Raw genomic sequence first — 18034 nt, 5'->3', positions numbered from 1 at the left:
ACGTGCCATGACGCACGGCGGGCTCACGCCGGGGCCGTGTCCCGGGGCGGGCTCACGCGGGCGCCGTGTCCCGGGACGCGGCGGCTCGCAGTGAGGAGGCCCGGGGCACGACGCGCGGTTCCGGCGCGGTGGCCAGGGGTCCGGTCGGTTCGCCGCGCAGCCGGCCGAGCAGCAGCTCCACGGCGTCGGCGGCGGCCCGGTCCAGGTGCAGGTCGACGGCGGTGAGCGGCGGCTCGCAGGTCCGGGCGCGCAGCCCGTCGTACCGGGTGACGACCAGCACGTCGTCCGGGATGCGGCGGCCGCTGTCGTGGATCGCCCGGACGGCGCCGACGGCGAAGGCGTCCACCAGGGCGCAGACGGCATCGGTGTCCGGGTGCTCGGCGAGCAGGGCGGCGCAGGCGTCGTACCCGGCCTGCTCACCGCCCTGTTCGGGTGCCGTGGCGACGACCGGCGCCCAGCCGTGCTCGGCGGCGGCACGCTCGTACGCGGCGCGGGCGTCGACGGCCGAGTGCCGGGAGCCCGCGCCGATGAGCAGCGCCGGACGCCGGGCGCCCTGCTCGCGCAGGTGGGCGAGGAGCAGGTCGACGACCAGCCCGCCGCGCAGGTCGACGTACGGGGAATCGTCCCCCTCCGCCATGGGGCGCCCGAGCGCCACGTACGGCAGCCCGCGCTCGCGCAACTGCGCCACGGCCACGTCGTCCCGGTCGGGCTCGACGACGATGGCCCCGTCGATGTCCACCGAGTACAGCGCCGCACCGGACTGCACGGGCGGTACGAGCACGAGGGCGTACCCGTGCAGCAGCGCCCGCTCGGCGGCCGCGGCGGCGACCTCCATGTAGAACCCCAGCCGCGACGGCCCGCCGGCCACCGCGAACGGCATCGACGAGGCCAGCGCGATGGCCTTCGCCTCCCCGCGCCGCAGCCGCTGCGCCCGCAGGTTGGGCCGGTACCCGAGCTCGGCGGCGACCTTCTTGATGCGCTCCCGCGTCCGGGGGTCGACCTTGCCGATCCCGTTCAGGGCGTGCGACACCGTCGTCCGCGACACCGACGCGGCCCGGGCCACGTCGGCGATCGTGGGCGGCCGTGCTCCGGAACCGGAAGTGGCCATCTGTGTGGACGCTCCTCGCTGCTCGTACTGCTACGGCCCTGCCGCTGACAGCCTCATCTTCGCCGACCGGCCCCCGCGGCCGGAAGGCACGTCGCCCCATGGGACGATGCGACCGCCGGGGGTGAGGGGTGCTGAACAACAGGGGGACGCGGCCGATGTGGCCGCACGCGCAGCCGTTGGTGGTCCCGCACAAGGTGTGGGGGCCGGCGCCGATCTCCGCCTCAGTGGTGACGGTGCTGGTCATGGCTCCGTCGGCCGTGGAGATCGTGAACTTCGTGGAGATGGCACGGGAGTCGCCCATGCGCGGCGACGGGCCCGGCATGGCGTTGCTGATGCTTCCTTTCCTCCTCTGCTTCGGGCTGCCCGCGGCGGTGCTGGGCACGCTGTGCGCGGTGCTGCCCACGCTGTCGCTCGCCGACTGGGCAGGGCGGCGGGGCGGCGCCGGCCGGGACGCCTGGTGGCGGGTGCCGGTGGCGGCCGGTTGCTGGGCGGCCGTGGTGGCCCTGTGGCCGGCGGCGGCGGGCGGCGGCCCGGGGACGTGGTGGTGGGCGTGGCTGTGCGGAACGGCGGCGCTGTCGACGGTGGCGCTGCTGACGCGCTGGGCCCTCAGCCGCGTACGCCCGTACCGGTCCCTCCTCGGGGCCGGCCTGCTGTCGGTGGCCGCCGTGCTCGGTACGGGATCCCTGGCTTACGGGACCGGGCTGGTGGACGAGTACGCCCCGCCCAGGGTGCACGCCTCGGACCTGGCCGGTACGTGGAACGACGGCCGGGGCGGCACCCTGCGGCTGGACCCGGATGGACGGGCGGTCGCCGTGGGCACCCGGGGCGACGACTCCGAACCGGACCCCGTGGACCGAGGGTGCGAGGGCTCCGGAACGTGGCGGTTCGAACCGGACGACAACCCCTGGCTCCAGCACGTCGCCATCGACGCCGGCGGCTGCTGGCCGGGCGAGTGGACCCTGGGTGGCACGGCCGGCAGACCGAAGCTGAACTACGCGTACGGAGACCCGGACTCACCCGACTGGTACGTACTCACCCGGTCCCGTTGAGCGAACCTCATGGCCTGCCGGCCGGGTGGACCACCATGGCGGAGCCGCCGCCGCGGCGGGTCTTTTCGGCGGCGGCGAGCCAGCGACCGTCGGGGAGGCGCTGGATGCCGGTCGCGGCGCCGATCTCGGGGTTCTCGCGGAAGGCGTGGCCCAGGGCTTCGAGCCTGGCGCGCAACGGGCTGTTGTAGAGCGCCGGTTCGAGTTCCGTGGTGGGCTGGTTGCGCTGGCTGGCGCGGGGGGCTGCGATGGCCTCGACGAGGGGGAGGTCACGGTCGACGACGCCCGTCAGGGTCTGGAGGACGGTCGTGATGATGGTCGCGCCGCCCGGGGAGCCCAGGGCGAGGACGGGGCGGGCGTGGTGGTCCAGCACGATGGTGGGCGACATGGAGGAGCGGGGGCGCTTGCCGGGGCCGGGGAGGTTCGGGTCGTGGACGGCCGGGTTGGCCGGGGCGAAGGAGAAGTCGGTCAGCTCGTTGTTGAGCAGGAAGCCCCGCCCCGGCACGGTGATGCCGCTGCCGCCGGTCGACTCGATGGTCAGCGTGTAGGCGACGACGTTGCCCCACTTGTCGGACGCCGTCAGGTGGGTGGTGTTCTCGCCCTCGTACGTCGTCGGCGCCGCCGTCCCGCCCGTCGCGCACGGCTGCGGATCGCGCGGGTCGCCCGGCGCGAGCGGGCTCTTGAGCACCGCGTCGTCGCGGATCAGGCACTCCCGTGAGTCGGCGAACCGCTGCGACAGCAGGCCCTTGACCGGGACGTCCTCGAAGGCCGGGTCGCCGACCCAGCGGCCCCGGTCGGCGAAGGAGACGCGGCTCGCCTCGATGAACCGGTGCAGGTACTGCGCCTTGGTGAGGGACGACAGGTCGGTGCGCTCCAGGATGTTCAGCGCCTCGCCCACGGTGGTGCCGCCCGACGACGACGGTGCCATGCCGTAGACGTCCAGGCCCCGGTACGACATCTTCGTGGGGCGCTGCCACTTCGTCTCGTACACCGCCAGGTCACGTTCCGTCAGGTCTCCGGAGCGCACCTTGCGGGTGGCGCCCTCCCGGACGGGCGGGTCCTGGACGGTGCGGACGATGTCGCGGGCCAGCTCGCCCCGGTACAGCGCCCCGACGCCGTGGCGGCCCAGTTGCTCGTACGTACGGGCGAGGTCCGGGTTCTTGAGGACCGACCCGACGACGGGCAGCCGCCCGCCGGGCAGGAACAGCTCTGCGGAGGCCGGGAAGTCCCGGAACCGGGCCTCGTTGGCGGCGGTCTGCGCCCGGAACGTGGCGTCCACGGTGAAGCCGTCCCGCGCCAGCCGCTCGGCCGGCTTGAGCAGGTCCCGCAGCGACTTGCTGCCCCAGGCGTCGAGCGCGGCGTCCCAGGTGGCGGGCGTGCCCGGCGTACCGACGCTCAGCCCGCTGGTCATCGCCTCCTCGAAGGGGAGGGGCTTGCCGTCCTCGCCGAGGAACAGCGACTCGTCCGCCGACAACGGCGCCGTCTCGCGGCCGTCGATGGTGTGCACCTTGCGGGTCTTGGCGTCGTAGTGGACGAAGTAGCCACCGCCGCCGATGCCCGCCGAGTAGGGCTCGGTGACGCCGAGCGCCGCGGCCGTCGCGACCGCCGCGTCCACGGCGTTGCCGCCCCGCCGCAGCACCTCGATGCCGGCGGCCGAGGCGTCCGGGTCCACGCTCGCGACGGCGCCGCCGTACCCCACCGCCACCGGTTCCTTGACGGGCGTCGTCCGTTCCGTGGGTGGCGCGGCGGCACCGACCGAGAGGACCGTGGCGGCGACAGCGGCGAGTGAGACGTTACGTACGTGGGACCGACGCATCCGTACCTCCAGTCAACGACCGTCCGGGCAGCCTAACTTCGCGGGCAGCCCCTCGCCAGGACCGCCTCGGACAGCGTTCCCCTCCCCCGCTACCATGCGCGCCCATGTATGAAGACCTGCTCAACATCGTGCTCGGCGTCATCGCCACCGGGGTCAGCGCGTCGCTCGGCTGGATAGCCCGCACGGCCCTGTGGCGCCGCAAGCTCCGCCGCAAGCAGGCCTTCTTCGGGCTGCCGGGGAACGCCGAGTGCCTGCTGGTCGTCAACCGTGAGGCCGGCAGCGAGGGGGCGGTGCACCGCTTCGACGTGTTCGCGCTCCTCGAACTGTCCGCGCTCATCAAGGACTGCGGCGCCCACGCCCGGATCGTGCCGCACGACGCCACCCAGCAGGGCTTCGGCGAGCGCACCGAGTTCTGCCTCGGGGGGCCGTACTCGAACCGGCGGATGGCCGCGCACGTGGCGACCCTGCTGCCGGGAGTCGACGTCAACGTGGAGCTGGAGCCCGGCCCCGACCGCGGCGCCTTCACCATCGGCGCCGAGCGCTACCCGATGGACGCGGGTTCGTCCGAGTACGTCATCCTCGCCCGGCTCACGGCCGGTGAGGGCGCCCGGCCCGTGTTCCTCTTCTGTGGCCAGCGCGCGATCACCAACCAGGCGGCCACCCGCTACCTGGTCCGGCACCACGAGAATCTCGCCCGGAAGTACGGGACGGACGGTTCGTTCGTGCTGCTGCTGAAGGTGGTGAACTCCGAGGCGTACGGGCCCGACGTCGTCGAGCTGGTCGCGGATGTGACGCGTGCGGCGCAGGCACCCCTGCCGGAAGCCGATTAACACGGCACGGGCGGAAATTTCCGGCACCCCACAGGCAACCCGGCGCCTCCGATCGCCCTCTCACCGAGGGACGTAAGCATCGCATCGGAGGTTTTCCAGTTGAGCCGCACACGCCCGCGCAGCCCCTTCCGCACCGCCGCCCTGGCCGGCACCGCGGTCCTCGCCGCGGCCGCCCTGACCGCGTGCTCGGGCGGTTCGGGCACCGCGAAGGCCGACGGCAAGGACGCCAAGCCGGACACCCGGATCTCGGTGAACCTGTCCGGCAAGCAGGCCAAGGCGGGCGAGCCGGTGAAGGTGACCCTCGCCGAGGGCAAGCTCCAGCAGGTCACCGTGACCGATTCCAAGGGCGCCACGCTCGTCGGCACCGTCTCGGCCGACGGCCGGACCTGGACCTCCACCCGCAAGGCCGCCCCCGGCACGAGCTACACCGTCGAGGCGCGCTCCACGGACGGCGGCACCACCAAGGCCGACTTCGCCACGGCGGCGCCCGACAAGGTGAACAAGCTCACGCTGGCGCCCGGCAAGAACAGCACGGTCGGTATCGCCCACCCGCTGTCGATCGTCTTCGACCACCCGGTGAAGAACAAGGCTGAGGTGGAGAAGCACCTCAAGGTGACGACCTCGAACAACACGGTCGGCTCCTGGGGCTGGATGCAGGACTGGTCGGGCAAGGACCGGGTGGACTGGCGGCCCAAGGAGTACTGGAAGCCCGGCACCAAGGTCACCCTCCAGGCCGAGCTGAACGGCGTCGACTCGGGCGAGGCCGGCGGCTGGTTCGTCCGGGACTACACGACCAACGTGACCATAGGCAAGAACCAGCTCGTGAAGGTCGATCTCGACAACCACCGGCTGCAACTGCTGCGGGACGGCCAGGAGGTCAAGGACATCCCGATGTCGGGCGGCACGCCGGGCGGCGACAAGGCGTCCTGGCGGGGGAAGACCGTGCTGATGTCCAAGGAGGGCACGATCAACATGCGCTCCGAAACGGTCGGCCTGGGTGACGCGTACGACAAGATGGTCGACTACTCGATGCGCCTGACCTGGTCCGGGATGTACGCGCACGCCGCGCCCTGGAACGCCCGGTACATGGGCAACGCCAACAAGAGCTCCGGCTGCATCGGCATGGACACCCCGGACGCCCGGTGGGTGTACGACCAGGTGCAGGTCGGCGACCCGTTCGAGGTCGAGGGCGCCGACGCCAAGGGCACGCAGGCGCTGAACAACGGCTACGGCGAGTGGAACCTGTCCTGGGCCGACTGGCAGGCCAAGAGCGCCTTGCGCTGACGTGTTGACGCGACGTCCAATAATCGTTACCGGGGCGTAACTTACCGATGGGTTACCTCCGGTAAGCGACCCGTGGTTTCCTTCGGTTCACCTTTCAAGCGTTGACCAGCGATGGGGGAACGAACCGTGGGAAAGCCGCGCACCGGCATGCGTACATCCGCGCGTACGACGACGACCGGCGCCGTCTCCGTCGCCCTGGTGGCGGGTACGGCCCTCGGTCTCGCCCCCACCGCGGCGGCCACGCCCACGGGGCCGCCCGGTATACGGTTCGCCGACATCACCGGCGACGGCGGCACCGTCCTCAAGGCCAACGTCGTCACCCCGGCGGACTCCGACGGAAGCCGCCGCTACCCGGTGATCGTGCTGCCGACGAGCTGGTCCATGCCGCAGATCGAGTACCTCGCCCAGGCGCGGAAGCTCGCCGACTCCGGCTACGTGGTCGTCAGCTACAACTCCCGCGGCTTCTGGCAGTCCGGCGGCCACATCGAGGTCGCCGGCCCGCCGGACGTCGCCGACGCCTCCAAGGTCATCGACTGGGCGCTGGCCAACACCCCCGCCGACCCCGAGCGGATCGGCATGGCGGGCGTCAGCTACGGCGCGGGCATCAGCCTGCTCGCCGCCGGGCACGACAAGCGCATCAAGGCCGTCGTCGCGATGAGCGGCTGGGCCGACCTCATCGACTCCATCTACAGCGGCCGTACACAGCACCTCCAGGCCGCCGCGATGCTCGGCGGCACCGGCTACCTCACCGGCCGCCCGAGCCCCGAACTCCAGCAGACCCTCAAGGACTTCCTCGCGTCCAACCTGGACAAGGAGGAGGAGATGATCGCGTGGGGCGCCAAGCGCTCCCCCGCCTTCGCGCTGGACCGGATCAACGCCAACGGCGCGGCCATCATGCTCGGCAACGCCTGGGGCGACACCATCTTCCCGCCCAACCAGTACGCCTCCTTCTACGAGAAGCTCACCGGCCCCAAGCGCCTGGAGTTCCGCCCCGGCGACCACGCCACCGCCGAGGCGACCGGCCTGCTCGGACTGCCCAACGACACCTGGACCAACGCCCACCGCTGGTTCGACCACCACCTCAAGGGCGCCGACAACGGCATCGACCGCGAGCAGCCGGTCCAGCTCAAGTCCCGCTCCACCAGCGGCTACGAGGGCTACCCCGACTGGAAGTCGGTCGGCGCCACCGAACGCAAGATCGCGCTCGCCGACGCGCGGAAGGTGTACGCCAACGTCGACTCGGGCGCCAACGGCGGCGCCATCATGCTCTCCAACGTCCTCGACCAGTTCCTCAAACTGCCGCCCATGGCCTCCATCCCGCTGCTCCCCCGGTCCTTCGCGGCCGTCTGGCAGTCCGAGCGGTACGACTCCGTCCAGCGCGTCCGGGGCACGGCGAAGCTGCACACCACGGTCACCAGCACGGAATCGAGCGGCACCCTCGTCGCGTACCTCTACGACGTGGGCCCGCTCGGCGTCGGCAAGCTCGTGAGCAACGCGCCGTACACCTTCCACGGCAAGACGCCGGGCCGGCCGTTCGCCGTGGACCTGGAGCTGTTCTCCACCGCCTACGACGTCCCGGCCGGCCACCGGCTCGCCCTGGTCGTCGACACCGTCGACCCGCTGTACATCGAGCACAACCCGTCCGGCGCGCGGCTGACCTTCTCCTCGCCGTCGTCCGACCCGTCGTACGTGTCGGTCCCGCTGCGCGAGAAGTGATCTCCGGCCGCCGCCGGGCGGGCCTGGCCCATCGGGTCTGTCGGCACCCCGACTCGCCGCCGCGTTCCCTCCGTGTCCTATCTCGGCGCGGAGGGACCCCCCGGCAGCAGCGTCCCTGTTGCGGCCGGTCCGACATCCACGGCCTCGGTCTTGGGACTGCGCCGCTGTCTCCGCGCCACCCAGGTGGCGAACCAGGAGAGCAGCATGCACATCCCGATGTAGATCGGTGAGATCACCATCACCACGGGGATGAACGGCAGATCGTAGTCCAGGTTCGACGCGATCAGCTTGCCCGCGTGGAGGAACTCCTCGTAGGTGATGAGGAAGCCCAGTGACGTGTCCTTCAGGGCGACCACGAGCTGGCTGATGATCGCGGGGAGCATGGCCCGCACCCCCTGGGGCACCAGGATGTGGGTCATGACCTGCGTCTTGCGCATGCCCAGCGAGTACGCGGCCTCCCGCTGCCCTCGCTCCACGGAGTTGACGCCCGCCCGGAACACCTCGGCGAGCACCGAGCCGTTGTAGAGGGTCAGCCCGGCGACCAGGGCGGGCAGCGGATGGACCTTCAGCGCCACGAAGATGAAGAAGATCATCACCAGGACGGGCATGGCGCGGAAGAACTCGACGACCAGGGTCGCCGCCCACCGGAAGACCCGGTGCTCGGACAGCCGCCCGGTGGCGAGGACGGCACCCAGCGCGAGCGAGAGGACGGCCGCGTACGCGAACGCCTTGAGGGTGTTGCCGAGGCCGCGCAGCAGCAGTTCCTGGATGCCCTCGTAGGCGAAGGGGTTCCACTTGGCGTAGGTGAACTGGTCGGTGTCGAAGAGGAGGTAGACGACCCAGCCGACCAGGGCCGCGATGAGGACGGTCGACAGGATGCCGTACGCGAAGTGCCGTTGCCGGGTCCGGGGGCCCGGGATGTCGTAGAGAGCGGTGGCGCTTGTCATCGGGCGACTCCCCAGCGCTTCTCCATGATGTTGAAGATGGCGCTGATGGTGAGGGTGATGATCAGGTATCCCAGGGCGATCCAGATGAAGGTCCAGATGATGCTGTAGCCGAGCTCGTTGAGGGTCTTGTACGTGCCGAGCAGCTCGGTGACGCTGAAGGCCCCTGCGATGGCCGAGTTCTTGGCGAGGGCGATGAGTGTGGAGCCGACCGGCGGGATGACGGTCCGGAAGGCCTGTGGCAGGACGACGTTGGCCAGGGTCTGGCTGAAGGTCATGCCGAGGCTGCGGGCCGCCTCCCCCTGCCCCTTGTGGACGGTGTTGATCCCGGAGCGCAGGGCTTCGCACACGAACGCGGAGGTGTAGCAGCCGAGCGCGAGCACCGCGAAGAGCGTGAAGGGCAGGACGAGCCCGAAGCGCGGCAGTCCCAGCAGGACGGCGAAGAAGAGCAGCGTGAGCGGCGTGTTGCGCAGGACGGTCACCCATACGGTGCCGAAGGCGCGCAGCGAGCCGACGGGGGCGACCCGGAAGGACGCCATGACGAAGCCGAGGACGAGGGCGAGGAGGGAGGAGTAGACGGTGAGTTCGACGGTGCCGAGGAAGCCCTTGCCGTAGAGCGACCAGTTGTCTGTCAGCGTGTTCATGGGGGCCTCCTCCTCAGCTCGCCGGATAGCGGTCGATGGCGGGCGGCTTGGGGGCGGGTACGCCGGACAGGCCGAGGGTGGCGTCGTACGCCTTCTTCCAGTTGCCGTTCTTCTCGTTGGCCTCGATGGCGTCGTCGATGGCGAAGCGCAGCGCGTTGTCGGGGCGGGGGACGCCGATGCCGTAGGGCTCCTTCGAGAAGGGCTTTCCGACCACCTTCAGCTCGTCGGGGACCTTGGCCGCGTACCCGAGCAGGATCGTGTCGTCGGTGGTGACGGCGTCGACCTGGTAGGTGAGCAGGTTGTCGACGCAGACGGAGTAGGTGTCGTACGCCACGAGGTCGGCCTCGGGGTACTCGGCCTCGATCCGCTGGAAGGGTGTGGAGCCGGCGGCCGAGCAGACGCGCTTGCCCGCCAGGTCCTTCGGGCCCTTGATGTCGTCCTCGTCGGTGCGGACGAGGAGGGACTGGCCGGCCAGGTAGTAGGGGCCGGCGAAGCCGACGAGCTTCTTGCGGTTGTCGTTGATGGTGTAGGTGCCGACGTAGTAGTCGACCTGGCCGTTCTGGAGGGCCGTCTCGCGGTTGGCGGAGGCGATCGTGCGGAATTCGATCCTCGCCGGGTCGAAGCCCAGGTAGGCCGCGGTCATCTTGGCGATCTCGATGTCGAAGCCGGAGTAGCGGCCGCTGGCGGGGTCCTTCTCGCCCAGGTACGGCTGGTCCTCCTTGACCCCGACGACGAGGTGGCCGCGCCGCTTGGCGCGGTTCCAGGTCGGGGAGTCCGGCAGCCGGAAGTCCGTCGCCACCCGGTACCTGGGGAGCTCCTCGGGCTGCGGGCCCTTGACGGGCGGGCTGCCGTCCTTGCCGCAGGCGGCGGTGGCCAGGAGCACCAGCACGAGGGCTGCGAGTGCTCGTCTTGCGCGCGTCATCGTCGTACCCCCTGTCAGTGCTTGAGGATCTTGGAGAGGAAGTCCTTGGCACGCTCGCTGCGCGGGTTGGTGAAGAAGTCCTCGGGGGTGCGGTCCTCGATGACGCGGCCGTCGGACATGAAGACGACGCGGTTGGCGGCCGAGCGGGCGAAGCCCATCTCGTGCGTGACGACGACCATGGTCATGCCCTCCCGGGCGAGTTGCTGCATGACCTCCAGCACCTCGTTGATCATCTCCGGGTCGAGGGCCGAGGTGGGCTCGTCGAAGAGGAGCGCCTTGGGGTCCATGGCGAGCGCGCGGGCGATCGCCACGCGCTGCTGCTGGCCGCCGGAGAGCTGGGCGGGGTACTTCTCCGCCTGATTGGCCAGGCCGACACGGTCCAGCAGCTCGCGGGAGCGCCGGTCGGCGTCCTCCTTCTTGCGCCCCCGGACCTTGACGGGGGCCAGGGAGACGTTCTCCAGCACGGTCTTGTGGGCGAAGAGGTTGAACGACTGGAAGACCATGCCGACGTCCGCGCGCAGCTTGGCCAGGGCCTTTCCCTCCTCGGGGAGGTCCTGGCCGTCGATGATGATGCGGCCGGACTCGATCGTCTCCAGGCGGTTGACGGCCCTGCAGAGCGTCGATTTGCCCGACCCGGAGGGGCCGATGACGACCACGACCTCGCCGCGGCCGACGGTGAGGTTGATGTCTTGAAGGACGTGCAACTTCCCGTAGTACTTGTTGACGTCACGCAGCTCGATCAACGGATCGACGGCCATACGCTGCCCTGCCCCATTCTGGCTGTGTCGAGGTCAGCGCAAACTATCCAGCCCGAAAAGGGACTTCACGCCCTCGACACGCATAAAGGGGGCATAAGCCGTATTTACCACCTAACCCGGACTAGCCCTCAGCGGCCTCCGCGTACACCTGGGAGAGCTCCGGAGAACCGCTGATCGCCCAGTCCAGACCGGCCTCGACGACGTGGATCTCCCGGCCCGAGACCAGCCGGACGACCGGGTGACCCCCGGGCGTCAGGTGCCAGTGCGCGCCCGGCACCGTCCGTACGATGACCGTACCGAGGTACAGGCCGGCGTCGTTGCCCAGCCAGGGCAGCTCCTCGGGGTCGTCCCGCCAGCGCGGCGGGAGCTGGTCGATCGCCTCCAAGGACCGGGGCGTGTCATCCAGTTGGACCCCGTACTCCTGGACCCGGGAGCGCAGCAGGTCGCACTCGGCGAGCATGTCCGCCACGCCCTCCGGGTCGCGCTCCACCGCCGAGGCGGCGTGCCCGCCGCCGTGCCGTTTACGCCAGGCGTCCAGGAAAGGGATGTTCATACCGCCCAGCGTCGCACCGAACCCGCCGGACGCACTACAGGGCGCGCGCTAGACGTCGAGGTCGACGACGACCGGGGCGTGGTCGGAGGCGCCCTTGCCCTTGCGCTCCTCGCGGTCGACGTAGCTGTCCTTGACCGCGTCGGCGAACGGCTTGTTGCCGTACACCAGGTCGATGCGCATGCCCCGGTTCTTGGGGAAGCAGAGCTGGCGGTAGTCCCAGTACGTGAACGGGTGGTCGTACTTCAGCGGGCGCGGCACCACGTCGGTGAGCCCGGTGTCGCGCAGCCCGGCGAGGGCGGCGCGCTCGGGCTCGGTGACGTGCGTGGAGCCCTCGAAGTAGGCACGGTCGAAGACGTCGTCGTCGGTCGGCGCGATGTTGAAGTCACCGAGCACGGCGAAGGGGCGGGTGCCCGCCGCGTCCTCGGCGACCGCGTCCTTGAGCGCCTCCAGCCAGCGCAGCTTGTAGGCGTAGTGGTCGTGGGCCACCTCACGGCCGTTCGGCACGTACACCGACCAGACGCGGGCCGGGCCGCAGGTCGCGGAGATGGCCCGCGGCTCGGCCACGCCGTCGTACTCCGGCCCGCCCGGCAGACCGTGCACCACGTCCTCCAGGCCGACCCGGGAGACCAGGGCCACGCCGTTCCACCGGCCGGTGGCGTGCACCGACGACGCGTACCCCAGCTCGAGCAGCTCGTCGGTGGGGAACTGGTCCGCGGTGCACTTGGTCTCCTGGATGCACAGCACGTCCGTGCCGCTGCTCTCCAGCCAGGCCAGCAGCCGGGGCAGCCGGGCGGTGATCGAATTGACGTTCCAGGTGGCGATGCGCATGCCCCACAGCCTAATGGGGCCCTCTGACAGTCAGAGTTCCGTCGCGTCCCCGGGCGTCAGCCGGCCGTGGTCCGTGCCGCCCAGAGCGCCGATCTGGCGGTCGTAGATGGGCCGGGCGAGGTCGGTGAGCAGCGCGTCGTGGATGTCGATGGCGCGCCGCGGCTTGACCTCGCGCACGTAGTCGATGACCTCGGAGATCTTGTTCCACGGCGCCATCACCGGGAGCATCAGCGTCTCGACGGGGTGGTCGGGGACGGTCAGCGCGTCACCGGGGTGGAAGACGGACCCGTCGACCAGGAAGCCGATGTTGGTGATCCGGGGGATGTCCGGGTGGATCACGGCGTGCAGTTCGCCGTGCACCTGGACGTCGAACCCGGCCGCGGTGAACGTGTCGCCGTGGCCCACCGTGTGGACCCGGCCGGGGAAGGCCGCCGAGATCTTCTCCGCGACGCTGCGCAGCGTCCAGATCCCGGCGCCCGGGTTCGCTTCCAGGGCGGCGCGCAGCCGGCCCTCGTCGAAGTGGTCGGGGTGCTCGTGGGTGACGAGGACGGCGTCGGCGCCGAGCGCCGCGTCCGGTTCGCTGAACCCGCCGGGGTCGACGACGAGGGTGCGCCCGCCCTTCTCCAGCCGGACGCACGCGTGGGACTTCTTGATCAGCTTCATGGAGGCATCCTCCCCGGTGGGTCAGACTTCCGGTGTGGTCTCCTCCAGGATCACCTTCTGGGCGACCTTGAACGCCGAGTTCGCGGCCGGGACGCCGCAGTAGATCGCCGTCTGGAGCAGCACTTCCCTGATCTCGGCGGGCGACAGGCCGTTGCGGAGGGCGGCGCGGGTGTGGAAGGCGAGCTCGTCGAGGTGCCCGCCGGCGACCAGCGCGGTCAGGGTGACGACGCTGCGCATCCGGCGGTCCAGGCCGTCGCGGGTCCACACCTCGCCCCAGGCGTATCGGGTGATCAGCTCCTGGAAGTCGCCGGTGAAGTCGTCGGCGGCGGACATGGCGCGGTCGACGTGGGCGTCGCCCAGGACCTCGCGCCGTACCTTCATCCCCGCGTCGTACGGGTCGGGCCGCCCGGCCGGGACGATCACGGGCGCGGCGGGCCCGGCGGCGTGGACGGCGGTGGACGGCACGGCGGCCGAGGGCACGCCGGGCGCCACGGCGCCGGGCGGGACGGTACCGGGCGCCACGGTGCCGGGTGCGGGCACGGCTCCGGGCGCGGCGGGGTCGGCGGGCGACACGGGCGCGGCCGCGGCCTGCGGGGCGGGGTGCGCGGCGGCGGGGCCCGCCGGGGCGGCGATGGCCGGGATCACGGGCGGCGCCGCGAGGGCGGTCATGCCGGTCGTGGAATCGGACACGGCCTGCCACGAGGTGGAGAAGTGCCGTACCAGCAGGTCGGTGACCGCCGCGGGCTGCTCCACGGGTGCCAGGTGCGACGCGCCCGGCACCACCGCGAGGCGGGCGTCGGGGATGCCGGCCACCAGGTGGCGGGCCTCGGCGGGCCCGGTGACGCGGTCCTCGGAGCCGACCAGGACGAGGGTGGGAACGCCCACACGGCCGAGGTCGGCGCGTACGTCGAAGGCGGCGAGGGCCTCGCAGGCGGCGACGTAACAGCCGGCGTCGGTCGTGCGGACCATCTGGACGGCCCACTCGACGATGGCGGGCTGGGCGGCGGCGAAGCCGGGCGTGAACCAGCGCTCGGGCGCGGTGCGGGCCATCGGGTCGAGGCCATTGGTGCGGACGATCACGCCGCGCTGGCGGAACTCGTCGGCGGTGCCGAAGCGGGGTGAGGAGGCGATCAGGGCCAGCGAGGCGAGCCGGTGCGGGGCGCGGAGCGCCAGGTCGGTGCCGATGGCGCCGCCGATGGAGCAGCCGGCGTACCCGAAGCGCTGGACACCGAGCTCGTCGAGGGTGGCCAGGAGCCGGTCGGTGAGCTCTCCGACGGACGTCGCGGGGTGGGCGGGGGCGCCGCCGTGGCCGGGCAGGTCGAAGCGGATGACCCGCCACTGACGGACGAGCTCGGGTATCTGCCGGTCCCACATGTGCCAGGTGGTACCCAGGGAGGGACCCAGGATCAGGACTGGTGCGTCTTCCGGCCCGTCAGAGCGGTATTGCAGGGTGTTCGGTGGTGTCTCGCTCACCCGCCAGACCCTCTCATATCTCACGGGGTCTCACAGGAGCGGGGCCAGCACCCGGGACACGGTACGACTGAGTCGGCGGATGGTGTCAGCCGGCCGCAGCAGCAGCCGGTGGGCCTGTTAGCACCGTGCCTGGGGCCGGGCCGTAATCTGCTTCCCATGGCCGACAACCAGACTCTTACACCCCGTGAAGCCTTCGAGATGCTGCTGGCCGGCAACCGGCGGTTCGTCGCCGGTTCCCTGGAGCACCCGAACCAGGACGCCGCTCGCCGTACGGAGGTCGTCCCTGCGCAGAACCCGTTCGCCGTGCTGTTCGGCTGCTCCGACTCCCGGCTGGCCGCCGAGATCATCTTCGATCGGGGGCTGGGCGACCTGTTCGTGGTCCGCACCGCCGGACACGTCCAGGGACCGGAGGTGCTGGGCAGCATCGAGTACGGGGTGAGCGTGCTCGGCGCGCCGCTGGTCGTGGTGCTCGGCCACGACGCGTGCGGCGCGGTCGCGGCCACCCGCGCGGCCGTCGAGGACGGCATGGCGGCGGGCGGCTTCGTGCGGGACGTGATCGAGCGGGTGACCCCCAGTGTGCTGGCCGCCCGCGCCGCCGGGCGCACCGAGGAGGCCGACTTCATCGCCGAGCACATCCGGCACACCGTCGACCTGCTGCTGGACCGTTCCCGCAGCCTGGCGCAGGCGGTGGAAGCCGGGCGGGTGGCGGTGGTTGGGCTGTCGTACCGGCTGGCGGACGGAACGGCCCGCCTGGTCACCGCCCGCGGCATCGAGGTGCCCTCAGACGTGGTTTCGTGATGCCGGGCCGTCAGCGTTCTTGAAGGTCCGGCACGTCCTTGCTCGGGGGCCGGGGCCCCGCGGCGCGGCTCAGCCGGTTGGCGACCGCCAGTCCCAGCCCCTCCTCCACCGGCAAGGAGGCGACGATGAGGTCGCATCCCCGCTGGTCGAGTTCGCGCAGGAACCCGTACAGCCCGCGCGCGTAGGAGGCCATCGAACCGGGGACCGCCACCACGGCGTGCGCCTTCACCGGGGCACCGGCGAAGGAGGGGGGAAGAAGCACGCCGACCCGGTGCCCCAGCTTCTGCGCGAGCTCCGCTTCGGCGACGACCTTCTCGGGCTCGATGAGGACGACCCGCGCCCGCGGCGCGTAGTGGGACGGGTGCTGGCCCGGGACCCGGACGGGGCTCGTCGAGTGGACGGCGAGCGGGCGGCCCAGAACCGCTTCGAGATCCTCGCGGGTCACCCCGCCGGGCCGAAGGACGCTGGGGGCACCGCCTGTGACGTCGACGATGGTGGATTCGACGCCGACCTCGCAGGGGCCGCCGTCCAGCACGAAGTCGACGGCATCACCAAGCTCCGCTCGGACGTGGTCCGCCGTCGTGGGGCTGACCGACCCGAAGCGGTTGGCGGACGGGGCCGTCACCCCGCCGCCGAAGGCCGACAGCAACCCGAGTGCCACGGGGTGGTCCGGCACGCGCACGGCCACCGTCTCCAGCCCGCCAGTCGCTTCGAGGGGCACCCGGCGACCGCGCCGCAGGACCAGCGTCAGCGGCCCCGGCCAGAAGTGTTCGGCCAGCAAGCGCGCGGTCGCGGGCACGTCCTCGACCCAGTCGTCCAGGCCCTCCGCTCCGCCGATGTGGACGATCAGGGGGTGGGAGGGCGGGCGTCCCTTTACCTGGAAGATGCGCGCCACGGCGGCGGGATCCTCGGCATTGGCGCCCAGACCATAGACCGTTTCGGTCGGGAAGGCCACGAGGCCCCCGGCGCGCAGCACACCGGCCGCCTTCTCGATGTCACTGGTTCTTGCCGTCACCCTGGTAATCCTCTCACTGCCCCGGCTGGTCAACCGCTCAAGGTCGCGGTGGATGACCCCCGGTGACGGGTCCGGCCCGAGATCAAGCCGCGGAGCTCAGCAAAGCCACAATCGGCCGGGACGGCGACGTTCGCGGTAGCGGTGACGCCGGTCGTTCCCCGGGTGCGCGGACGTTCTCGGCGTCGTACAGCAGCTCGATCAGTGCCGTACGGGCGCGGGCGACACGGGAGCGGACCGTGCCGACCGGGCAGCCGCTGGCGAGCGCGGCTTCGGCGTACGGCAGGCCCAGCATCTGGGTGAGGACGAAGGCTTCGCGGCGTTCGTCGGGCAGCAGGGCGAGCAGTTCGGCGAGCGCCACGCCGTCGTCGAACCCGGGCAGGCCGCGGCCCTGGGAACGCTCGGCAGCGGTCAGCCAGTCGTCCGTGTCCGACAAGCGGGGGCGAGCGGCGGCGTACCGAAGGCTGTCGACCACCGTGCGGCGTGCGATGGAGAGCAGCCAGGTGCGGGCGGAGGAGCGGCCCTCGAAGCGGTGCAGGCTGCCCAGGGCTCTCAGAAACGTCTCCTGGGTCAGGTCATCGGCCGCCTGCGGGTCTGCGCTGAGGAACGTCACATACCGCCGTACGTCACGCTGCAGGGCGCGTACGAAGCGGTCGACCGCCTCGCGGTCGCCACTTCGGGCGGCCAGCGCCCATGCCGTTATCGACGCGTCGTCGTGCCGTTCTCCGTCGGCACATCGCGGCCTGGACTGGAGCAGGGCAGGGGTCATCGCCTGGTGTCCTTCTCGGAAGTTCCGGTCCGGATCCGCCGAACCGGCCTCGGCCGGGGGGATCCGGTGATGTCGTACGGCCGCGCGTCGCGTCGCGCGGCCGATGCCCGAAGCGGGAGGCTTCGGGGAGCCGGCTGTCAGATGACAGCGGTTCCCGTGGGCGGACCCCGGAAGGTGAGAGCACTGGCGAGGAGCAGTCGGTGCGGCGTGCGGGCCGGGTGTTCACGGCGGGCCCGGACACGCGGACGGTGCGGCGGCGTGGGCAGCCGCAGCACCAGGCGCAGCGGGGCGAGGAGCCAGCCGGCGCAGGCTCGGAGGATGCGGAAGGCGGCCCGCTCGCCGTGCGCGAGCCACAGGCCGCAGAGCAGGGCCGCCAGCAGGTGGGCGGCCAGCATGCCCGTCGAGGACGTCGAGCCCGCGCCGTGCACAGCGTGGCCCGTGGCTTCGGCTGCGTACGTGTCGTGGGAGCCCATGGTCGCGTGCCCCATGTGCGTGTGCCCCATGGATCCGGGGGACATGTGCGCGCTGGTGCGGGCCGGTGCTGTCGTCTGAACCAGGGAGAAACCGGCGTGCAGCGCTCCCTGGGTCACGACGGCGACCGAGGTGACCGCGAGCAGCCCTCTCTCACACCCGGTGAGAGCCCACGCCACTCCGCCGACGGCCAGGGTCCCCGCCGCCAGGGCCCACCAGGGGACCGTGGCCTCCGACATGAGGATGTGGCCGAGCGCGGCGAGCAGCACGCAGACGGCCGCGAAGACCGCAGCCCGTACCGCGCGAGACACCCACTCTCCACTCATGACGGCCACATCCTCGCATCCGTGTCACCGGCTTCGAAGGTGCGGTACGGAAGAAATCCTCTTCCGCGCTCAG

At 71.6% G+C, this 18034-nt stretch carries 18 protein-coding genes; 5 read left to right on the top strand and 13 right to left on the bottom strand.

Features of this window, described 5'->3' with window-relative positions; translation table 11 throughout:
* Positions 1 to 52: 52 nt before the first annotated feature.
* On the bottom strand, positions 53 to 1108 hold the full coding sequence (locus AB0J57_RS27640; protein ID WP_366131027.1) for a LacI family DNA-binding transcriptional regulator: 1056 nt from the start codon (positions 1106 to 1108) through the stop codon (positions 53 to 55).
* 242 nt (positions 1109 to 1350) lie between these two features.
* Between AB0J57_RS27640 and AB0J57_RS27635 the strand changes: the two genes are divergently transcribed.
* Positions 1351 to 2157 (top strand): hypothetical protein, encoded by an 807-nt coding sequence (locus AB0J57_RS27635; RefSeq protein WP_366131025.1) that lies wholly within the window; start codon positions 1351 to 1353, stop codon positions 2155 to 2157.
* Positions 2158 to 2164: 7 nt separating this feature from the next.
* Here AB0J57_RS27635 and ggt read toward each other — a convergent pair whose 3' ends face one another.
* A complete protein-coding gene (gene ggt, locus AB0J57_RS27630) occupies positions 2165 to 3970 on the bottom strand; it encodes a gamma-glutamyltransferase (protein WP_366131023.1) in 1806 nt (601 codons plus the stop codon).
* A 104-nt stretch (positions 3971 to 4074) separates the two neighbouring features.
* Between ggt and AB0J57_RS27625 the strand changes: the two genes are divergently transcribed.
* From AB0J57_RS27625 to AB0J57_RS27615, 3 genes are all read left to right on the top strand, one after another.
* Positions 4075 to 4800, top strand: coding sequence for a hypothetical protein (locus tag AB0J57_RS27625; RefSeq protein WP_366131022.1), 726 nt, complete (start codon positions 4075 to 4077; stop codon positions 4798 to 4800).
* A 99-nt stretch (positions 4801 to 4899) separates the two neighbouring features.
* On the top strand, positions 4900 to 6084 hold the full coding sequence (locus tag AB0J57_RS27620) for an Ig-like domain-containing protein (RefSeq protein WP_366131020.1): 1185 nt from the start codon (positions 4900 to 4902) through the stop codon (positions 6082 to 6084).
* A gap of 147 nt (positions 6085 to 6231) precedes the next feature.
* Positions 6232 to 7800, top strand: a complete 1569-nt coding sequence (locus tag AB0J57_RS27615; RefSeq protein ID WP_366131082.1) for an alpha/beta fold hydrolase — start codon at positions 6232 to 6234, stop codon at positions 7798 to 7800.
* Positions 7801 to 7877: 77 nt separating this feature from the next.
* Here AB0J57_RS27615 and AB0J57_RS27610 read toward each other — a convergent pair whose 3' ends face one another.
* The 8 genes from AB0J57_RS27610 to pcaC form a co-directional block, all read right to left on the bottom strand.
* Positions 7878 to 8747, bottom strand: a complete 870-nt coding sequence (locus AB0J57_RS27610) for an amino acid ABC transporter permease (RefSeq protein ID WP_366131018.1) — start codon at positions 8745 to 8747, stop codon at positions 7878 to 7880.
* Entirely contained in the window at positions 8744 to 9388 is a 645-nt protein-coding gene (locus AB0J57_RS27605) for an amino acid ABC transporter permease (RefSeq protein WP_366131016.1), read from the bottom strand. The genes AB0J57_RS27610 and AB0J57_RS27605 overlap by 4 nt, the downstream gene beginning before the upstream one ends.
* A gap of 13 nt (positions 9389 to 9401) precedes the next feature.
* Positions 9402 to 10310, bottom strand: coding sequence for a glutamate ABC transporter substrate-binding protein (locus AB0J57_RS27600; protein ID WP_366131015.1), 909 nt, complete (start codon positions 10308 to 10310; stop codon positions 9402 to 9404).
* Positions 10311 to 10324: 14 nt separating this feature from the next.
* Positions 10325 to 11068 carry an amino acid ABC transporter ATP-binding protein gene (locus tag AB0J57_RS27595; RefSeq protein ID WP_366131014.1) on the bottom strand — a complete coding sequence of 248 codons (744 nt, stop codon included), beginning with the start codon at positions 11066 to 11068 and terminating at the stop codon, positions 10325 to 10327.
* Positions 11069 to 11189: 121 nt separating this feature from the next.
* On the bottom strand, positions 11190 to 11621 hold the full coding sequence (locus tag AB0J57_RS27590; protein ID WP_366131012.1) for a DUF6278 family protein: 432 nt from the start codon (positions 11619 to 11621) through the stop codon (positions 11190 to 11192).
* Between the two features lie 48 nt (positions 11622 to 11669).
* Positions 11670 to 12449 carry an exodeoxyribonuclease III gene (locus AB0J57_RS27585; RefSeq protein WP_366131011.1) on the bottom strand — a complete coding sequence of 260 codons (780 nt, stop codon included), beginning with the start codon at positions 12447 to 12449 and terminating at the stop codon, positions 11670 to 11672.
* A 30-nt stretch (positions 12450 to 12479) separates the two neighbouring features.
* The gene (locus tag AB0J57_RS27580) at positions 12480 to 13112 is read right to left on the bottom strand and encodes an MBL fold metallo-hydrolase (RefSeq protein ID WP_366131010.1); all 633 of its coding nucleotides are present in this window, start codon (positions 13110 to 13112) and stop codon (positions 12480 to 12482) included.
* 21 nt (positions 13113 to 13133) lie between these two features.
* Positions 13134 to 14585 carry a 4-carboxymuconolactone decarboxylase gene (pcaC, locus tag AB0J57_RS27575; RefSeq protein ID WP_366131008.1) on the bottom strand — a complete coding sequence of 484 codons (1452 nt, stop codon included), beginning with the start codon at positions 14583 to 14585 and terminating at the stop codon, positions 13134 to 13136.
* A 156-nt stretch (positions 14586 to 14741) separates the two neighbouring features.
* Here pcaC and AB0J57_RS27570 point away from each other — a divergent pair, with 156 nt between their 5' ends.
* Entirely contained in the window at positions 14742 to 15383 is a 642-nt protein-coding gene (locus AB0J57_RS27570) for a carbonic anhydrase (protein WP_366131006.1), read from the top strand.
* 10 nt (positions 15384 to 15393) lie between these two features.
* On the opposite strand, the gene AB0J57_RS27565 is transcribed toward AB0J57_RS27570, so the two are convergent.
* From AB0J57_RS27565 to AB0J57_RS27555, 3 genes are all read right to left on the bottom strand, one after another.
* Positions 15394 to 16398, bottom strand: coding sequence for an L-threonylcarbamoyladenylate synthase (locus AB0J57_RS27565; RefSeq protein WP_366131005.1), 1005 nt, complete (start codon positions 16396 to 16398; stop codon positions 15394 to 15396).
* An 82-nt stretch (positions 16399 to 16480) separates the two neighbouring features.
* Positions 16481 to 17164 (bottom strand): sigma-70 family RNA polymerase sigma factor, encoded by a 684-nt coding sequence (locus AB0J57_RS27560; RefSeq protein WP_366131003.1) that lies wholly within the window; start codon positions 17162 to 17164, stop codon positions 16481 to 16483.
* Positions 17165 to 17301: 137 nt separating this feature from the next.
* Positions 17302 to 17961, bottom strand: a complete 660-nt coding sequence (locus AB0J57_RS27555; protein ID WP_366131002.1) for a hypothetical protein — start codon at positions 17959 to 17961, stop codon at positions 17302 to 17304.
* Between the last annotated feature and the right edge of the window lie 73 nt (positions 17962 to 18034).

The sequence above is a fragment of the Streptomyces sp. NPDC049837 genome, assembly GCF_040674455.1.
In the GTDB taxonomy this organism is placed as follows: Bacteria; Actinomycetota; Actinomycetes; order Streptomycetales; family Streptomycetaceae; genus Streptomyces.
This window is presented reverse-complemented; position numbering and strand designations above follow the sequence as displayed.